This is a genomic window from Lacticaseibacillus hulanensis, assembly GCF_004010095.1.
GTDB lineage: Bacteria > Bacillota > Bacilli > Lactobacillales > Lactobacillaceae > Lacticaseibacillus > Lacticaseibacillus hulanensis.
Genome location: NZ_RRYD01000005.1, coordinates 1 through 16,880, shown reverse-complemented (window position 1 = coordinate 16,880; position 16,880 = coordinate 1). Strand labels below are relative to the sequence as shown.

Sequence of the window (16,880 nt, the reverse complement as noted above, 5' to 3'; positions counted from 1 at the left end):
GCTACTTTTGGGGATAATCACAAAATATTGAGTAACGAAAAACCGCTCGCACAAAAAAATCCCCAACCGAAATAATCGGTTGGGGACGAAGCGTGCCGCGGTACCACCCACAATTGTGACTAATCAGTCACCTCTTAACCAGAGATATCGGTCTGTACCGTGGCCACCTTACACGCATGTAATTCACACATTCGGTCCCCATCGGCTTGCAGCAACCGCCGACTTTCTTAAAGGGGATTACGAACGGCTACTATTACGCCGGTCTGAATATGATTACGCATCTAACTGCGTAAGTTGCTAAGGAGAGTTTAGCACGTCATTTCCTGCCGGTCAAAAATATTAACTTCGGTGTGGATAAATGGTCAACACCATCCCCCAAAAAGCAGCTATCCACAGGTGCATAAGTAGTAAAGAATTGTTTTTCCCTGTTGAAAAAGTGGATAAGCCTGTTTACAATACTGAACCTTACGCAAATCACGATTGCCATTGTTGACAACCAACTCTGATTTCCCCAATCACTCAGTCTGGCCACCGCAAACAAAAAAGCCTGTGTAAAAGAACCAGGCTTAATTGTGCGAAACTATTTACTGCGCATGCTGTGCTTGTTTAGCCACGAAAAAGACATTAGGACCCTTCCGCGTTGCGCACGCTCCATCGCGTTTTCAAAATCCTGCTCGTCCGCAACCCACTTCGCGTAATATGGACTTCCAAGTGGCCGCTGGAGCCGTACCGTCGTGTTGTCGCCTAACCATGCATCGATTGTTTCCCAACCAAACCGTTTGTACGCGTTCAGCCGGTAACTGGCATCCTTGCTATTCATCTGAATGTCCTTGTATTCGTATGCCATTTCTTGCATGGTGATTCCTCCTTCACGGCCGGTCTAGTTTGGACGCGGTTCGCAATTTATAAAGCCTCATTTATCTTCTTCAATACAGTCATTATAGATAAAACAATGTATTTAATAATCAGACTTTAGGGGGAGATTTTTTGATTTTTCCGCGAAGTTAACTTGAAGGGATGAAAATGTCCGGATAAGATGAAAGATGAACAAACGTCAGCGGTAGTATTATCCGATACTTACTACTCAAGAAGGGGAAAAAATGTTTGATGTAGATATACCAACAGTGCTCCTGCGCCTCACCTTGGCCGTCATTATCGCGGGGGTCATCGGTTTTAACCGTGAACACAATAGTCACCCCGCGGGCATGCGGACCCACATTCTGGTCTGCATAGGCGCCTGTGTCATCGCGATGATTCAGCAAGAAATCGCCGCGCAGACGATTGCCTTTGCCGCCAGCCACCACGAAATTTACGAGGCGATTCGCTCAGACCCCGCACGGCTGATTGCCCAAGTCGTCAGTGGGATTGGGTTCCTCGGTGCAGGGACCATCATCGTTACCCGCCACAACATTTCCGGACTGACAACCGCCGCATCCCTGTGGGCCACTGCCGGTATCGGCCTGGCCATTGGGATGGGGTACTACCCAATTGCCGTCATTAGCGGTGTCTTCGTATTTATCGTCCTGACCGTCCTCAAGCGCGCCATCCGTATCACGCCGATTCGCCGGATTGAGGTCAAATACGTTGATAAAGCCACCACTCAGCAATTCATCAAGGTGTACTTTGGTGAACACGAAATTAAGGTTCTTGGCGTTGCCTTCTCCACGGAACCAAATAAGCTGGGTAACCACGATCACCTTTACAAGAACATTTACCGAATTGAAATGCCCCGGAATGTGTCCTACGCGGAGATTATTGACGGGTTATCGCAAAACGACAATGTCCGCACGGTTCGCCTAATCACGCTGTAACAAATCACTGAACAACCGAATTATCGACGAATAACTCAGCCAACAGCTCACCGGCTCGCAAGCGTGCTGTTATCTTGGTTAGATTAACTGATTAACACAGATGATATGTACCCACCAATGGCGCGTCCTGTACCAGTTGCACAAACTACAAAATTAGTTTAACAATATTGCACGTGTTATTTTTGTTTGGCGCATATACTAAAGTCATGGAGCGGCGATATGCCGAGTATTATCCTAATTATTACACTCCCTCAAAAAAATCCCCCCAAAATTTTCCCCCGTCCCACGACGGGGGTTTTTATTTTGGCGGGATATAAATTATGAAACCTCGGGCAGTGATGGCTGACTAAAATAATCACCCTGTAAGTAGCGGATACCCATCTTCGCTGCTTTTTTTACGTCCTCTTCAGAATTGACGTCCGTCAAGGAGAAATACTTACCGTGTTCTTCCACCAGCTTCTGCCATTCAGCTACCTCGCGCCACGCATTGGTGGCACCTGCAATCGCCTGAAGATTAGCAATGGACAATTTGCAGATGTCCACGGCATCAACAACTTCTGCCAGTGCACCCCGCATCGGCAACCCACTGTGCAGGTCCAAGGCAACGCGGATTTTTGCTGCATGGTACTCTGCCACACAATCGCGCAACGCGGCTACATCACTGCAACTCGCTATTTCTAGAGTCAATTCATGCTCGTCAAAATTGGTCACCGAAAAACGGCAAAGTTCTTCCTGCACCCGCTTATCTGCGAATTGGCGCCACGGGAGATTGACGTTCATGCTTTGAATCGGTAATTGCGCCAGTGTGCGCTGAATCATATCCGTCAGCGACTGTTCGGTCATCGCAAAATCATCAGCAGTAGTCCACGTCTGGTCGACCCGGTTATACGTTCGGGCTAGCAATTCATTCCGCTGCACCTTACCAGTTGCAATGTCAATAATCGGCTGCGTGTAAAATGCGTACGGAATCATGTCAACCTGCCGCCCCCCGTTACGCCGCGTAACACCTTCAATCGTGATTGCATCTCGCCCGCTGCGTTTGGAATAGTACAGGTTCTCGTCAACGCGCTTATACAGGTCATCGATGTTCATATCGCTGGGCCGCATCTCCGTGACCCCAACCGACACCGTCACGTGAATCTGCTTACCCTCATAATCAAAGTGTGCGTTCCTAATCGCGCGCCAAAGAGCATCAACCTCGGCAAATATTTCACCCGGTGTTTGTTTAGGGAAAACAACGTTGAACTCCTCACCACCGGTACGATAGATTTGCCGATGCAAACCGCTGCGGGCAGTGAGCACCTTGTCCATGAGCGTGGCCACGCCCACCAAAATCGCATTGCCGGCCATGTGACTGTACCGGTCGTTAATTGCCTTGAAATTATCGATGTCGAGCATCACCAGGGTGAGCGCCTCGCCACTTTCACGTGCCGCCGCAAAAGCATTACCCAAATCCGTCCGGAAAAGGGCATAACTTTTGGTACTGGTCAGCGCGTCATAGTTGGCCTTGTCCTCCAGCCGCTTGTGCTCCAAATCGTTTTGATGCACGTTACTCCAGTAGATGAACGCAAAGGTATTCATCAACATGAAGGTAACAAAGCCGCTCCAGGCAATCGCAACCGGCTGATTACTTTGTGTGAGCCAAAAGCCACTGCTGAGCGCTAGGGCCAGCAGCCCATTCAGCCACCATGTGTACCGTGACTTGGGATGATTCAACCAATTAACGGCAAAGACCAGCACGAGGAAAACAAACGACGCAGCAATTAGTGGCCAACTATCCGCGTGATACCGGAACCAGAATCCACTGAAAATCAGGCAAATGAAAGTGTACTGACCGAGCGCTACTTTTTCGGTGATTAGCGGGTAAGCGACGACAAAGAGGGTCAAGTTCATGTACATCGCGCGGTTCATCGGATCAACATACGCCGCAGCCATCAGTAATGACGCCAATATCAGCGGCATGAACACAAGACCCCAAGCGTTAATCTGCTGCCGGGTGCCGGCCAAATTACCAAAGAAAATATACCGCCAGTAACGCCCGTAAACCGTCAGATAACCCGCGATGAATAATGTGGAGACGAAAACATGAATGAACCACAAGCCCCAATTTAACATTCACCCTCTTCCTCCTTTCACCAAAGATTATTAACGCATCTGGGGCAAACTCGGCCGCGCAAAGTACGTCCCCTCGCCGCGCTCAATGCCGAGGTCCTTGGCCATCAACATGTCGGTTGCCGTTTCCACCCCGACAAGGGTGAAAATCAAATCATACATCTGCGCGTAGACGAGCCATTTGCGAATTGCTATCTCCGCGGCATCACCGGGTAAATCGGCGAGGTCAAATTTTAACCCATCAACTAGGTCCAGATAATCCTGAACGGACGCGGGATCATCAATTCGTTGCACGTTGTCGAGCTCAACCAAAATTTTGCGGCTGTGGTACCGCGGAACCACCTCGCGGAACGTTTCTAATTGCGGCAGAGACGATAACTCAATCACTAGGCCATCGACATCAGGCGACTGTGCCACAAACTGGCCCAACCGTTCTGGCGTCTTGGCATCACTAAACTGCACCAGGCGCATATTCAGGCTGAAGCTACCACCCTTTTGGCTGCGGCCAACTTTCCTGACCAGATTAATTTGCGTCCGCACAGTGACCTCAAAGGTTTGGGGGTTAAGCCAGCGGTTGCTCAGTTCGTTGAAGCTGCGCAGGAGCAATTCACTGCGCATGGTTGCACCGTCCCGCAAGCGCACAATTGGTTGCGTGAAAAATGCAAAGGTGTGCGTTGCAATCTGGCGCTCACTGAGCCGTTCCGTCTTCCCTTCGATGGTGATTGTGTCCCGCCCACGCCTTTTCGACAGGTACAAGTTAGCATCGGCGCGCTTAACCAAGTCATCAGCCTCCTCGCCGACTTGCTGCTCAACAATCCCAACTGAGATGGTGACGTGCATCTGCCTACCTTCGTACCGGAACTCCCGTTTGCGCACGTCCGACCAGCAATCAAGCATTGCCGCGCGAACGGCAGCCATTGAAGCATTTTTAAACAGCACGTTGAACTCCTCACCGCCCGTTCGGTAGACGGTAAAATCAACATCCGCCTCGCCAATCACTTCGCTTAACAGCGCCGCAACGTCCCGCAGAATCGCATTCCCGGCCAGATGTCCATGCTCATCGTTAACCGCCTTAAAGTGATTGATGTCGAGCATAACCAAAATAACAGTCGTGGCCTGTGCCTGCTCCTGTTGAAAAATCCGGCCTAAATCTTCACGAAAACGGGCGAAACTGTTCACCTGTGTCAGCGTGTCGACATCGGCGCGCCGCTTCAGTTGCCGTCTTTCCACGTCCGCCTTGTGCCGCTCGGTCCACAAGATGAACGCGAACGACAGCATCGCAACGTACGTAATGACCGCGGCAATCGCGTTGGCCACGGAAATATTTGGTTGCATAAACCAGAACATCGTCCCCGCAATCAGTCCCAAAATGAAAATCTGAGGGTAATTGTAGTGCAGTCTTGCCTGGTTGCGCCGAATATAAACGCTCTGCAAAAACGTTGCCACCAGCCCAATAGCCAGTGTCGCGGGTGCCAAATCAAGCATCACACCCATGAGTAAGATGTAACCCGTGACCATGATTGACCGCGCAATGTACACCAGTGGCGTCAGGCCGTCGTCCAGCAGCGTCATCCCCATAATCAGCAATTGCAGATTTCGGTAGTAAAAATCATTCATCGGGTCAACATAACAGGCATACGCAAATACAAAGGTCGCAAATAGCGGCGTCAGAAACACCGCGAGCCGCGAAAGTCGGTACGCCCAGACGTTATCGCGCGCATTATCGCCGAACGCAAGGTGCCAAAAGACGTTGTAAAACGCCATGTACCCCGAAATTACAACAATCGACATGAAGACATGCACAAACCAGACTTGCCAATCAAACCCCTGCAACAGTCTTTTTCCCCCTTTCCATAGATTTTCGTTCCGTTAATCAGATTCAGACGCGTCATTTAGGCACACATACCCCATCATTACAGGATTTCGTGAATATGTTTCGCCAATTTAGTGAATAATTTTGCTCTTCACCGCGTTTTCGTGCAGCTTGGCCATCCACGGAGCAATTGGGCCCTTGAGCAGAATACCAGCCACGAAAAAGCCAATTCCGTAAGCCGACAAGACGCGGATATCCTGCCACATATTCGGCCAGTATATTCCCCCAACGGTTTCGCGAATCAGGTTGACCGCGTACGTGAACGGCAACCACGGATTAATCATCTGGAAAAATCCCCCAGAAAGCTGGATGGGGAAATTCCCCCCGGCGCCCGAGATGGACAGAACCAAAATGATAATTCCGAGTCCCTTCCCCACGTTACCAAACAGTGCCACCAGTGAGTACAGGATTGCCATGAACACTAGGTCGAGGAAAAGCGAGGCAAAGACAAACGCAACCGGCTGCAACACGTACGCGTGAATTAAGAGCATGTTCCCTAACGCAACGATGAGTGCCTGAAGCAAGCCCATCACAGCGAAGGTCAAGAACCTGCCCGCAAACTGATGACGAATATTGTAACGCCGCTTTTGCTTTGCATCCAGTGCAACATCCGTCACCAGAATGCTCGACAGGAGCAATCCGCCCACCCACATGCACAGTGCCGTGTAGAATGGGGCACTGGCCGAGCCGTAAGTGGGAATGCTGTAGAACGACTTGGTCTTCAGTGTGACCGGATTAGCAAGGAAATCGGATTCCTTACCCGCGTCACGTTTTAACAGCTGAATGAGCTTTTCAAAATCAACTGATTTTTCGCCCTTGGCAACCAAAACAGCACCCTTGCTGATGCCGTCGCGTAATAGTGGCCAATCGGCGTCCAGCAACTTGTTCGCCTCCGTCAATGCCTTCTGTGCTTCCGGCAGTTTCGCATTTAACGTTTTGAGCGTAGTGGTCAACTCGGTCTCCACACCCGGCAGGTCGTTTTGAATAAAGCTCGTCGCCAGATTCAGCTTTGCTTTTAATGTTGGGTACTCGTTTTGGTACAGGCCACTAATAGTCGTGAGCCCGGTCGTGATTTCGTCCATGTGCCCGTTCAGCAACGTATTAGCATCACTTAATTCCTGCCGCAGTGCCGGCACCTGCTTTTGGTACTTGGTCATGAGCGTCACCGCCTGCTGCACAATGCTGCGGGTGTTTTTAAGCAGACCCGGTAGTTCTGGTAGCACCTGATCATTCAGCTGCGCGAGGGTGAGCGAGGTATCACTCAACAGCTGTTTAAACTGCCGGTTAAACGAAGCAATTTTGCTGGTCAACTTGGTGCTCTGCAATTTCTTGCCAGCTGAGCCGAACTGCCCCGTGACAACCGCCAAATTCTGAACCCCATCTTCCAGCTGAGCAACACTGGCCGTCTTGGCTTTGCCAGCAAGCACGTCGGCCTGCTTATTGAATGCCTTCAAAACCGTGGCCATATTACGCAGGGCCGCAATCCCACCATTAAGCGCCGAGCTCTGCTGACTGCCATTTGCCCCCTTATTGTACGCCGACTGCAAACTCGTTAACGTATCTGCGAGCTTGGTGGCCGTTTCCGACCCATTTTGACTGCTGCTGGCAATTCCCTGCAGCTGCTCCGCCAGTGCATCACGGGCCGCCACGTTATTCGGGTCCGATTGCACCTTGTCCAGGTCGCTGGCCAATTGGGTCATGTCGGAACTGATTGTGGTATTCAGATTGGTGAGCATGGCAACCCCACTAACCACAGCGGTGCGAACGGCGGGCAAGGCCTGATCAATCTGCGGAATTATCTCGTTTTTAGTAGTTTGCACCACACCCTGCGCATCTTTTGCCGTCGCCGAAACGGCAGGCAGCGTGCGGTTGACGTTGGTTAACACGGTCAGGGCGCCATTTGCGGTTGTGATTGCGGAATTAAGGGTGTTGCTGATGGTATTAAAATCGCCATTAACGGTTGCCAGCTGGGTGCCTGCCTGCTTAATTTCCGGAATTTTACCAGCTACCGTGGTCGCCAATTGCCCGGCACTCGCCACCTGGGGCATATACCCATTAACGGCAACAATTTTCTGTGCGAGCCGGTTGACTTCGGGCATGTACGCGGATAATTCGTTGGCCTGGTTTAATTTTGCTTTAATTGCTGGCATGTCCGCCTGAAGCTGTTTTGCCTGCGCAACGTATTTGTCCAATTCGGGCAGGTTCGCCTTGGTGTCCAAAACCAGGCTGGCCATGCGCCGCAGCATCGGCAAATTATCGTCCAGGTCGACACCAGCTTTGTTCATCGTCTTCATGAGCGTGCTAGCAACCGTCTCCTGAAATTCGCCACCAATCGTGGACTGCAGCGTTGACGCCCCGGTCCCCGTCAGCTTAGGTGCGACGGCGTTAATTTTCTCGTTCACGTAGTACGTCAGCTTGGGCTTTTGAATTTTGCCTTCAACAAAACTCATGAGGTCACCGGAAAAATTCTTGGGTACATAAATACCCGCGTAATATTTCCCACTACGCACACCATCTTGCACAGCTTGCTTTGACTGCACAAAACGCCAACCCATCTTCTTGTTCTTGTGCAGTTCCGTCACCAACTGCGCACCAATCGCCACTTTTTGATTCTGGAACGTCGTTGGCTTGTCCGCGGAATAAACGGCAACTTGCAAATCGCCCGTCTTACTGTACGGATCCCACAGTGCCCAGACATTAAACCAACAATAAAGTGACGGAATGATCAGTAGTGCCAGCATGAGTAGCGTTGCCGCTTTGCTTTTAAAGATACGCTTCCAGTCAAGTAGGAATATTTCAGCAACTTTTTTCATTGACGCGTCCTCCGTGTCATTTACCCCGCAACCCACAGTCTTTCCAATGTATTTTAGCATACAAGTTATAAATAATTTTGTTGTACAACAAATGTCTGCCAACAGTGTAGAATGGATGTAGAAACCTGATTCAGAAGTAATGTGACCGCATTCAAAGGAGTGTTCCGTTATGATTAAGGAAGTTTGTGTTGAGAATTTTACCGACATTCCGACTGTTATTAAAGCAGGCGCCGGACGAATTGAAATCAACGACAATTTAGCGGTTGGTGGGACCACCGTCTCCCACGGGGTCATGGCGGCAGCCGCGGCGTACACCAGAGAAGCCGGCGTGCCCCTGGTCGCCATGATTCGCCCGCGCGGTGGGGACTTTGTCTACACCGAAGAAGAAACCGCAATCATGATTGGCGACATCCGCACTGCGCACGAATGTGGCGTCCCGGCGGTCACCTTTTGTGCGGTCACCGCTGACGGCAAGCTGGACACGAGAATAATGTCCCTTCTGATTGAAGCCGCAAAACCAATGGCAGTTGTCTGCCACATGGGTTTTGACGCCATCACGACCCCTAACCGCCACGCAGCGCTCGATTGGTTAGTTGACCATGGCGTCGTGCGCATCCTCACCCATGGTGGCACGCTCAAAGAACCAATCTCCGCCACCATCCCTGCACTTAAGGAAAACATTGAATACGCTGCCGGCCGCATCGAGATTCTGCCTGGCGGGGGCATCACAAGCAACAATGTCGACCAAATCACTAAGGAACTCGGCGTGAACCAGGCGCACGGGACCAAGATTATCAAGTACTAATGATTTCCGGCGTTAGTGTTTTTGCTAATTAGAGTTACGCAGTGGTACAGGGCTCGCGCCTGGGCAGGACCGTCAAAGGCTGTGACAACAAAGAAAAGAGGTGTGTCGACCGCGTTTTTTGCGGTTGGCACACCTCTTTTCTTTGCATGGGAAAAATTTGATTTGCATTGCGGAGCTGATGGAAGAGAGTTACGCGACGAAATGAGAGCTTAACCGCTAAGGAGCGCACTAGTTAGACGCTAATTGCGCCGGTGCAAAGCCACATTGTAGTCTGACGACAGCGCATCATTGCATCTCTGGAAACCAAATCTTGATTTCGTTCTCCGCCGTCTCTGGGCTATCCGAACTGTGAACGACATTGCGGATTGATCCATCCGGCCACGCACGCCCGTAATCACCGCGGATAGTCCCGCATGCCGCGTCTTGTGGCTTGGTAACGCCCGCCATCTTGTGGAAATCCTCGACAATTCCCGTCCCCGCCGCAATAATTGCGACAATCGGGCCGCTAAGCATGTACGTTTCAACTTCAGGATAAAATGGACGCCCGACTAATTGCGGGTAATGTTTGCGCAGCTGCTCCGGCGTGGCGTGAACCACCTTGAGCGCTTCAATGGTGAACCGCCGCCGTTCAAGTCGCGAAATGACATCCCCGATGTGTCCCGTCGCAACGCCATCTGGTTTTACCAATATCAACGTCCGTTCTTCTGTCACAAGCGAACCTCCTGTAAATGTATTCGTTTTCATTGTACTATATTGGCTTACTGTCCTGCACATGGGACGGCCCAAACGCAACCAACTCTTTAAATTTTGTCGCGCCAGCATTGATGCTTCAAGATTGTAAACAAACAAACAAAAAATCCCGCCCAAAAAGGACAGGATTGTTACTTTTGCTAATTTATTTTAAAGTACTTTGTTGTTAACCCAGTCGATAACATCGTTCGGGTTCAACCGTTCGCCGTTACCGATGTGGTCAACTTGCTTGCCGTCTTCGAAAAGAACGAATGCGGGAATGCCGCGCAGACCTTGCTCCGTTGCAATATCGATGTTGGCGTCGCGGTCGGCGTCCACCCAGGTAGCACCCTCGCTCGTTGCGAGGTTCTTAATCTTCTGGACGAACGGCTTGATTGCCTTGCAGTCGCCGCACCAATCGGCGGTGAGGAACATTACGTTCTTCCCCGGCTTGCCAATGACTTCACGTACTGCATCGTTACTTACTACTTCAGGCTTGTATAATTCCATACCCTAGTTCCTCCTCATGCTCATAAAAAAATGAGTCTTGCGTTAACATCATTATCCCATGTTTCCATCAAAAAGCAAACAAAAAGTAAGTAACTTTCGGCCGAAGTTTTACGAAATAAGAACGCTTTGCGGAAAGTCGCCTTACCAAAACGTTTACAAGTTGCACCCACCATTTCGCACCAATATAATGAAAAGAGTAATCACAAATATCGCAGAGCAAAGTTACGGCTGGCATGCACGCCGACCGCAAACCATTAGGAGGCACGAGTGTGGCTGAAGAACGAACACTGATTTTGGTAAAGCCCGATGGTGTGGCAACAGGACACATCGGCGACGTTATCACCCGTCTGGAACGGCGTCGGTTCAAGATTGAGGCGCTCAAGGTAACAACCGCAACGACTGAACAGTTGCGCGAACACTACAAGGCCTTGGTCGGCAAGCCCTACTACCCTGGCATTGAGAAGTTCATGCAAAGCGGCCCCCTTGTCGCAATTATTGCTAGTGGGACCGACATCATCGAATGTTTCCACAAGATGGCGGGTGCAACAAACCCAGCTGAAGCTGCTGTCGGCACCATTCGCGGCGACTTCGGCCGTGCATGGGGCCCTGGCCCAATCCAAAACGTTGTCCACAGCTCAGACAGCCAGGAAAGTGCTGAACGGGAAATTCCCATTTGGTTCTAACGCTGTCACTCACTAAAAAAAGGTCTGGCAAATGCCAGACCTTTTTCAATACATAGATTTTACTTCAACAATCACTCGGCGCGTCAAAAATAAGGGTGGCCATACCAGCTAGATTGCACGGTGATCGCCACTGCCGAAGTATTGCTCACCCGGCAGCAGGTACTTGCCGAGCAGTTCACTGACCGTCACGAAACTGTAGCCCTTTGCCTTTAACGACTTAATGACGTTTGGTAGTGCGGCCACACTTTGCGGGTGAATATCGTGCATGAGAATGATGCTGCCAGGATACGTGCTTGCGTTAATTCGCGCGATGATTGGTCCCGGTGCGTGCACCCGCCAGTCCTGTGAATCAACCGCCCACTGAATCGACGGGAGCGGAATACTGCTGTCGTGTGCGGCATTAACCGCTCCGTATGGTGGCCGCATCATCATTGGCATCGTTCCGGTTGCAGCGTACATAGCATCAGATGCTGTGACAATCTCCTGCAGTGCGGCAGCCGGATTCAAATATGCCAAACTCTTGTGGTCGTACGTGTGGGTGCCAACCTCGTGCCCCGCATGCACAACCGCCCTGGTTAGCTGTGGATTAGCCTTTACCTCGTAACCAACCATGAAGAACGTGGCCTTAACGTGTTCCTTCTTTAGCGTCGCAAGCACAGTCGGTGTGGTCTTAGGATTCGGACCATCATCGAAGGTCAGTGCGACGACCTTTTTGTTCCTAAAATCGGGTTCGCGCACCTTATTCAGCTTAGTCAGGTAACCAGCAATGCTGCTCATCGGCAACTTGAGCTGCTTGATACCCAACTGGTTTTTGTCAGGATAAATGGTCAGCGAGTCGGCGGCTAACCGAAAATTAGCGGCTTGCAGATTTTTAAAGAAACCAATTTGTCTAGCCTGCTGCAATTGCGCGCTGGTATAACCCTTGTGTGCAACTGCCTGCGCAAACGCCCGGTAGTTTAACGCCTGCATTTGCTTTGGCCCCGTCACTAAGGACGCTAACGTTACCTTCGCTCCGGTCACCATGTCCACATTCAGGCCATCAAGCTTGGTGGTGCGCTTCAGCTTGGTTTTACCATCCACATTCTGGTACACCCGCACGCTTGGAATCAGGCGCCAGAAATTCCGGTACGTCGGTGTTCCCGTAAATGTAACGTAAGCCGCCTTGGTCCGCTTTTCGCCCTTAACCTTGCTTAATTCAGCGTCAGCAAACTGCTTATATGTCGCTGGATCCACTAAGTCCCGCTTCTTCTCCGATTGCGGAACCAGCACACGAATATTGCTGGCGGCCTTTTTGATTACAGAGTGCGTTATGCGTTCTTTTTGTGCCTTCAATAATTGCTGGCTCTGTGATTTTGGCGGCAATGACGCTGCGCTTTTGCACCCCGCCAATCCTAGAACAACAATTACCGCTAAGCCCAACCCTTTGTACTTCATAAAACTGCCTCCAGACTCGTGAGCATAACCCACTTGTTAGTGATAGCTGATAATGCATCACCACGTGTCATTTAATTCGGCGGCCCCTATCCGCTTTTTGACACGTTCTTGACATTTATGTTACGCGACGGCGGTGAAAATGTATAGCGTATTCATCAAATTTTTCATAGATTTAACCTAGGTTTTATAAATTTATGATTGACGGTTAATTTATTCATTTTGCGGCAATTATTGCAAAAAAGCATTTTCGAACTGTCACACGATGTCTTGATGGTCGTTATTTCTAAGTATTGGTTACGTCTCGGCATCATCCACGTGTAAAATTGCTGTGCTTTGCAATTTAACGTTCATAACGTGCTGGACTTGAATTGTAAATTTGCCGCGCACAAAAAAAGCGGCCACCCAAGGGGTAGTCGCTTTCTAACCAGCAAGGTAATGAATTACTTGCCAAGCTTGGTCTTGTCGGTAACCTTCAGCTTGTCGTCGAAGGTGTAGACAACTGGTTCACCGGTAGCCATTTCAACGTCCATGATGTCGGCGTCAGAAATGTTTTCGATGTACTTGGTCAAAGCACGCAGGGAGTTACCGTGAGCAGCGATGATGACGTTCTTGCCATCAAGGAGCTTAGGAGCAATCTCGTCTTCCCAGAATGGGATAACGCGTTCGAGCGTGACCTTAAGGTTTTCACCACCAGGGATGATCCGTGGGTCAAGGTCTGCGTAACGACGGTCCTGTGCAGCAGATTCTGGGTCATCAGCATCCAGAAGTGGTGGCAGAGTGTCGTAAGAACGACGCCAGATGTGTACCTGTTCGTCGCCGTACTTTTCAGCAGTTTCGGCCTTGTTCAGACCCTGAAGAGCACCGTAGTGACGTTCGTTAAGACGCCAGGTCTTCGTTTCTGGAATCCAAAGCTGGTCAGCTTCTTCCAGTGCGTAGTGCAGCGTCTTGATAGCACGGGTCAGAACACTCGTGTAAGCCTGGTCGAAGAGAATACCAGATTCCTTGAGCTTCTTACCTGCAGTCTTTGCTTCCTGAACACCCTGTTCGGAAAGGTCGACATCGTGCCAGCCGGTGAACTTGTTTTCCAAGTTCCATTCGGACTGACCGTGACGAATCAGAACCAATTTTGCCATGTTGGAAATTACCTCACTTTTTTTGTAACACCGGTTGCCCGGCGCTTTATCCTTTTCATTTTACACTATGCACCCGGTTTGTGCACCCTTCGTTTGATTGTTGGCACGGGAATTTTCTTCACGTCGAGGATATCAAGTAAGAATGTAAACACAGGAAGCCCGACAATTAGGCCCCAAGTGCCCCACATGTGCTCGGCAACGAGTAAAACAACAAACGTGAAAAAGATTGGCAGCTTTGTGCGACTACTCATGAACTTCGGATTCAGAACGTAGGCTTCAAGCATGTGAATGATAACAATCATGACGATAATCGTCACCACATCCTGCCAGCCCCCGACCGTGTACGCAATGAGGGAAAGTGGGACAACCGAGATGATGGCCCCCGCCACCGGAATGAGCGACAGGAGAAAGACCATGACCCCAAGACTGGGAATGTTCGGCATGTGCAGGAATATCAGCGTAATGACCGTGATTACCGTATTCACGAGTGCAATCAAAATTTGTGCCTCAATAACTATCCCGAACGTATTAATGAATTTGTCGGCAAAATATTTAATATCTTGGAAGAGCCAACCGAACGTCGAATTCAAAAAGTTGTGGCCAAAATGATTCAGGCTGTCCAGTTCAATCGTGTAAAAGAAGCTCAGTATCAGGGCAAGCAGGACGTTGATGACCATCCCCCCAACATTAGTCACGTACTGAACGATTGTCGCAACACCAACCTTCACCTGCTCGTTAAGGTTAAGCGAATTGGTTTGATGGATTAACCATTGCATGAGGGTGTTATTATCAAACTCTGTACTGTTGTAAAAATCCTGAACACTTGTAAACAAGGCGATGCTTTGCTTAGCAATCTCTGGCACGTACCTTGTGACAACGGAATACAGGCCAAATACAATTAATATATACAGGGGCACAACCACCATGACCGGTCTAACGGGTACGTATTTTTGAATCATCCGCACCAACCGCACAATCAGGAAGGTGAAAATGAAGGTGAACAAAATTGTGCTCATCATGCTGCGGGCCAGCCACAACACCAGCCCTAAAACAATAAGCACGGCAAAGCGTCGCGGACGTTTTTGACTAATTAAGCGTTCGTAAAACGACATAGATGCACCTCTTTCTAGCCCGCAAATGTATTCAACCACTCACGTAACCATTTTCAAACGTCAATACACATATTGTAATACATATTCACAACTAAATCTGTCAGACTGAAGGCCCAAATGTAACGTATGTCACGCCAGTTAATAACAAGACCGTTACCTGATAAATTATTCAGGTAAATCCGGTTAATGCGGGCCGGCCACTCCCCGGATCACGTTAAAATAACTAGGTGTCGTTATTTTATAGGCAGCCCCCGCGTATTTTTCACCAGTGAGCATCAACGAATTGAGGATTGCGTGTTATAATGACTTCAATCTAATCGTGATTAATTACCCAATGTGCGTGGTAAACACGCAGGAAGGAGCGCGCATGGCAACCGATTATACTCGTGAACAGCAGGCTTTTAGTCGGGCCTGCATCCAAGAAGCGTTGTTCCTGCTGATGCAGGATCGTCCGCTAGACGAGATTACCATTAGTGCGATTTCGGAACGTTCTGGCATTTCCCGAATGGGTTTTTACCGAAACTATAAATCAAAAACCGACGTCTTGAATGATTATTTTGCGGGAGAAATGGGCCATTTAACCGCAACCCTCGCGGAAATCGAGCCCCTCAACGCGGAGAACATCACCCCGAAGTATTTCCAGCTCATTAAAGATGACAGTGACAAGCTAGCACTAGCCATCAGCGCTGGTGGTGACCAGGTACTCTTTGATGTTTTCGTCACCACAATCGGCAAGTTCTTCACGGACAACATGCGCCGACCTTGGTTTACCGGTAGTTACGCAGACTACTGGAAGCGATTCGTTACTGCTGGACTGTATGCAATCACCGTCCAGTGGATTAAGGAAGATTTCCGAACGCCAATTCCAACGCTTATCTCAGTAACTAACCACCTGGTGGCTCAGGCACCGACTAACATCTCTAAAGCCGAAATCAACTCAGATAAATAAGACACAAAACACCCCGCAGCGATTGGCTACGGGGTGTTTTACTCAGATTATGGGCAACTAACGGACGATGATGACGGAGGTTTTTGCGTAACGGGTAATTTCTGCGGCGACACTACCCAAATGGTGCTTGGTACCGTGAGAACCAATAATAATCAAATCGGGCTTGAATGACGGCACGATTTCTTCCAAAATCACGTGTGCCGGCTTGCCCTCACCGATGATTGGCTCTGCGTGTTGCACGCCAAACGCCTCGGCCTTGGTAATGTACGTATTCAAGTGTGATGCAATTTGGCTGCGCCGATCACTCAACACGTCTGGCGACAGCGTTTGGTAGATATTCAAATCACCAGTCTCCAGCACAGAGACAATCCCAAGAGTAATGTTGTACATCTTCGCAATTGTGCAAGCATAGTTGAAGGCCCGGTGACTCGATTCATCATCGTCATCATCGACCGCAAGTAACAAGCGCTGGAAATGCATGGTCTCTACTTCAAAATCATCTTCAGTTGCCATTGATAATCCTCCTCAAGCCGCCGAAACAATTCAATCAAAACATTAGTTGGGTGATTTAAAAAATCCGGCGGCCACCCTTTATGAACCGTGCCCGTTTAATCAAAAACGCCTTCGTTGATTCGCTTTATTGTAGCATGGATGGGACTTGCTTTCTTGCTGATTTTATCAAGTCCGGATCTGGCGACGACTACTGACGGAAGCGGCTGCGGACTGCGCGTTAAGTTACACTATGCGCTAAAGCGCTCTGGGCGGAAGCGGCTGCGGGCTCCGCCCTACGCGTTAAGTTACACTATGCGCTAAAGCGCTTTGAGTGGAAGCGGCTGTGGGCTCCGCCCTACGCGTTAAGTTACACTATGCGCTAAAGCGCTTTGAGTGGAAGCGGCTGCGGGCTCCGCCCTACGCG

14 protein-coding genes are annotated in these 16,880 nt (G+C 49.9%); 4 read left to right on the top strand and 10 right to left on the bottom strand.

The genetic code is table 11. The features are described from left to right. Window positions 1–580: 580 nt before the first annotated feature. Window positions 581–856, bottom strand: coding sequence for a hypothetical protein (locus tag EKN00_RS02110; RefSeq protein ID WP_127848495.1), 276 nt, complete (start codon window positions 854–856; stop codon window positions 581–583). Window positions 857–1,100: 244 nt separating this feature from the next. Here EKN00_RS02110 and EKN00_RS02105 point away from each other — a divergent pair, with 244 nt between their 5' ends. Further along, window positions 1,101–1,811, top strand: coding sequence for an MgtC/SapB family protein (locus EKN00_RS02105; protein ID WP_127848494.1), 711 nt, complete (start codon window positions 1,101–1,103; stop codon window positions 1,809–1,811). 318 nt (window positions 1,812–2,129) lie between these two features. Here the strand turns inward: EKN00_RS02105 and EKN00_RS02100 are convergent, their stop codons facing one another. The 3 genes from EKN00_RS02100 to EKN00_RS02090 form a co-directional block, all read right to left on the bottom strand. Then, window positions 2,130–3,926, bottom strand: coding sequence for a sensor domain-containing diguanylate cyclase (locus tag EKN00_RS02100; RefSeq protein ID WP_127848493.1), 1,797 nt, complete (start codon window positions 3,924–3,926; stop codon window positions 2,130–2,132). A 30-nt stretch (window positions 3,927–3,956) separates the two neighbouring features. Beyond that, complete coding sequence (locus EKN00_RS02095) at window positions 3,957–5,714, bottom strand: bifunctional diguanylate cyclase/phosphodiesterase (RefSeq protein ID WP_127848492.1); 1,758 nt, start codon at window positions 5,712–5,714, stop codon at window positions 3,957–3,959. A gap of 153 nt (window positions 5,715–5,867) precedes the next feature. Beyond that, entirely contained in the window at window positions 5,868–8,609 is a 2,742-nt protein-coding gene (locus EKN00_RS02090; RefSeq protein WP_127848491.1) for a YhgE/Pip domain-containing protein, read from the bottom strand. A 169-nt stretch (window positions 8,610–8,778) separates the two neighbouring features. On the opposite strand from EKN00_RS02090, the gene EKN00_RS02085 reads away from it, so the two are divergent. Continuing rightward, window positions 8,779–9,414: a copper homeostasis protein CutC gene (locus EKN00_RS02085; protein ID WP_127848490.1), complete on the top strand. Its 636-nt coding sequence runs from the start codon at window positions 8,779–8,781 to the stop codon at window positions 9,412–9,414. A 285-nt stretch (window positions 9,415–9,699) separates the two neighbouring features. Here the strand turns inward: EKN00_RS02085 and EKN00_RS02080 are convergent, their stop codons facing one another. Then, the gene (locus EKN00_RS02080; protein WP_127848489.1) at window positions 9,700–10,125 is read right to left on the bottom strand and encodes a nucleoside-diphosphate kinase; all 426 of its coding nucleotides are present in this window, start codon (window positions 10,123–10,125) and stop codon (window positions 9,700–9,702) included. A gap of 189 nt (window positions 10,126–10,314) precedes the next feature. Next, on the bottom strand, window positions 10,315–10,653 hold the full coding sequence (locus tag EKN00_RS02075) for a thioredoxin family protein (RefSeq protein ID WP_127848488.1): 339 nt from the start codon (window positions 10,651–10,653) through the stop codon (window positions 10,315–10,317). A gap of 269 nt (window positions 10,654–10,922) precedes the next feature. Here EKN00_RS02075 and EKN00_RS02070 point away from each other — a divergent pair, with 269 nt between their 5' ends. Continuing rightward, window positions 10,923–11,336, top strand: coding sequence for a nucleoside-diphosphate kinase (locus tag EKN00_RS02070; RefSeq protein ID WP_127848487.1), 414 nt, complete (start codon window positions 10,923–10,925; stop codon window positions 11,334–11,336). 108 nt (window positions 11,337–11,444) lie between these two features. Here EKN00_RS02070 and EKN00_RS11020 read toward each other — a convergent pair whose 3' ends face one another. The 3 genes from EKN00_RS11020 to EKN00_RS02055 all read right to left on the bottom strand — a co-directional run bounded on the left by EKN00_RS11020 (window position 11,445) and on the right by EKN00_RS02055 (window position 15,015). Further along, on the bottom strand, window positions 11,445–12,770 hold the full coding sequence (locus EKN00_RS11020; RefSeq protein WP_241559441.1) for a polysaccharide deacetylase family protein: 1,326 nt from the start codon (window positions 12,768–12,770) through the stop codon (window positions 11,445–11,447). 440 nt (window positions 12,771–13,210) lie between these two features. Further along, entirely contained in the window at window positions 13,211–13,903 is a 693-nt protein-coding gene (locus tag EKN00_RS02060; RefSeq protein ID WP_127848486.1) for a 2,3-diphosphoglycerate-dependent phosphoglycerate mutase, read from the bottom strand. Between the two features lie 65 nt (window positions 13,904–13,968). Beyond that, window positions 13,969–15,015 (bottom strand): AI-2E family transporter, encoded by a 1,047-nt coding sequence (locus EKN00_RS02055; protein WP_127848485.1) that lies wholly within the window; start codon window positions 15,013–15,015, stop codon window positions 13,969–13,971. 367 nt (window positions 15,016–15,382) lie between these two features. On the opposite strand from EKN00_RS02055, the gene EKN00_RS02050 reads away from it, so the two are divergent. Continuing rightward, window positions 15,383–15,964, top strand: coding sequence for a TetR/AcrR family transcriptional regulator (locus tag EKN00_RS02050; protein WP_164847991.1), 582 nt, complete (start codon window positions 15,383–15,385; stop codon window positions 15,962–15,964). 57 nt (window positions 15,965–16,021) lie between these two features. On the opposite strand, the gene EKN00_RS02045 is transcribed toward EKN00_RS02050, so the two are convergent. Beyond that, entirely contained in the window at window positions 16,022–16,477 is a 456-nt protein-coding gene (locus EKN00_RS02045) for a universal stress protein (protein ID WP_127848483.1), read from the bottom strand. Window positions 16,478–16,880 lie beyond the last annotated feature (403 nt).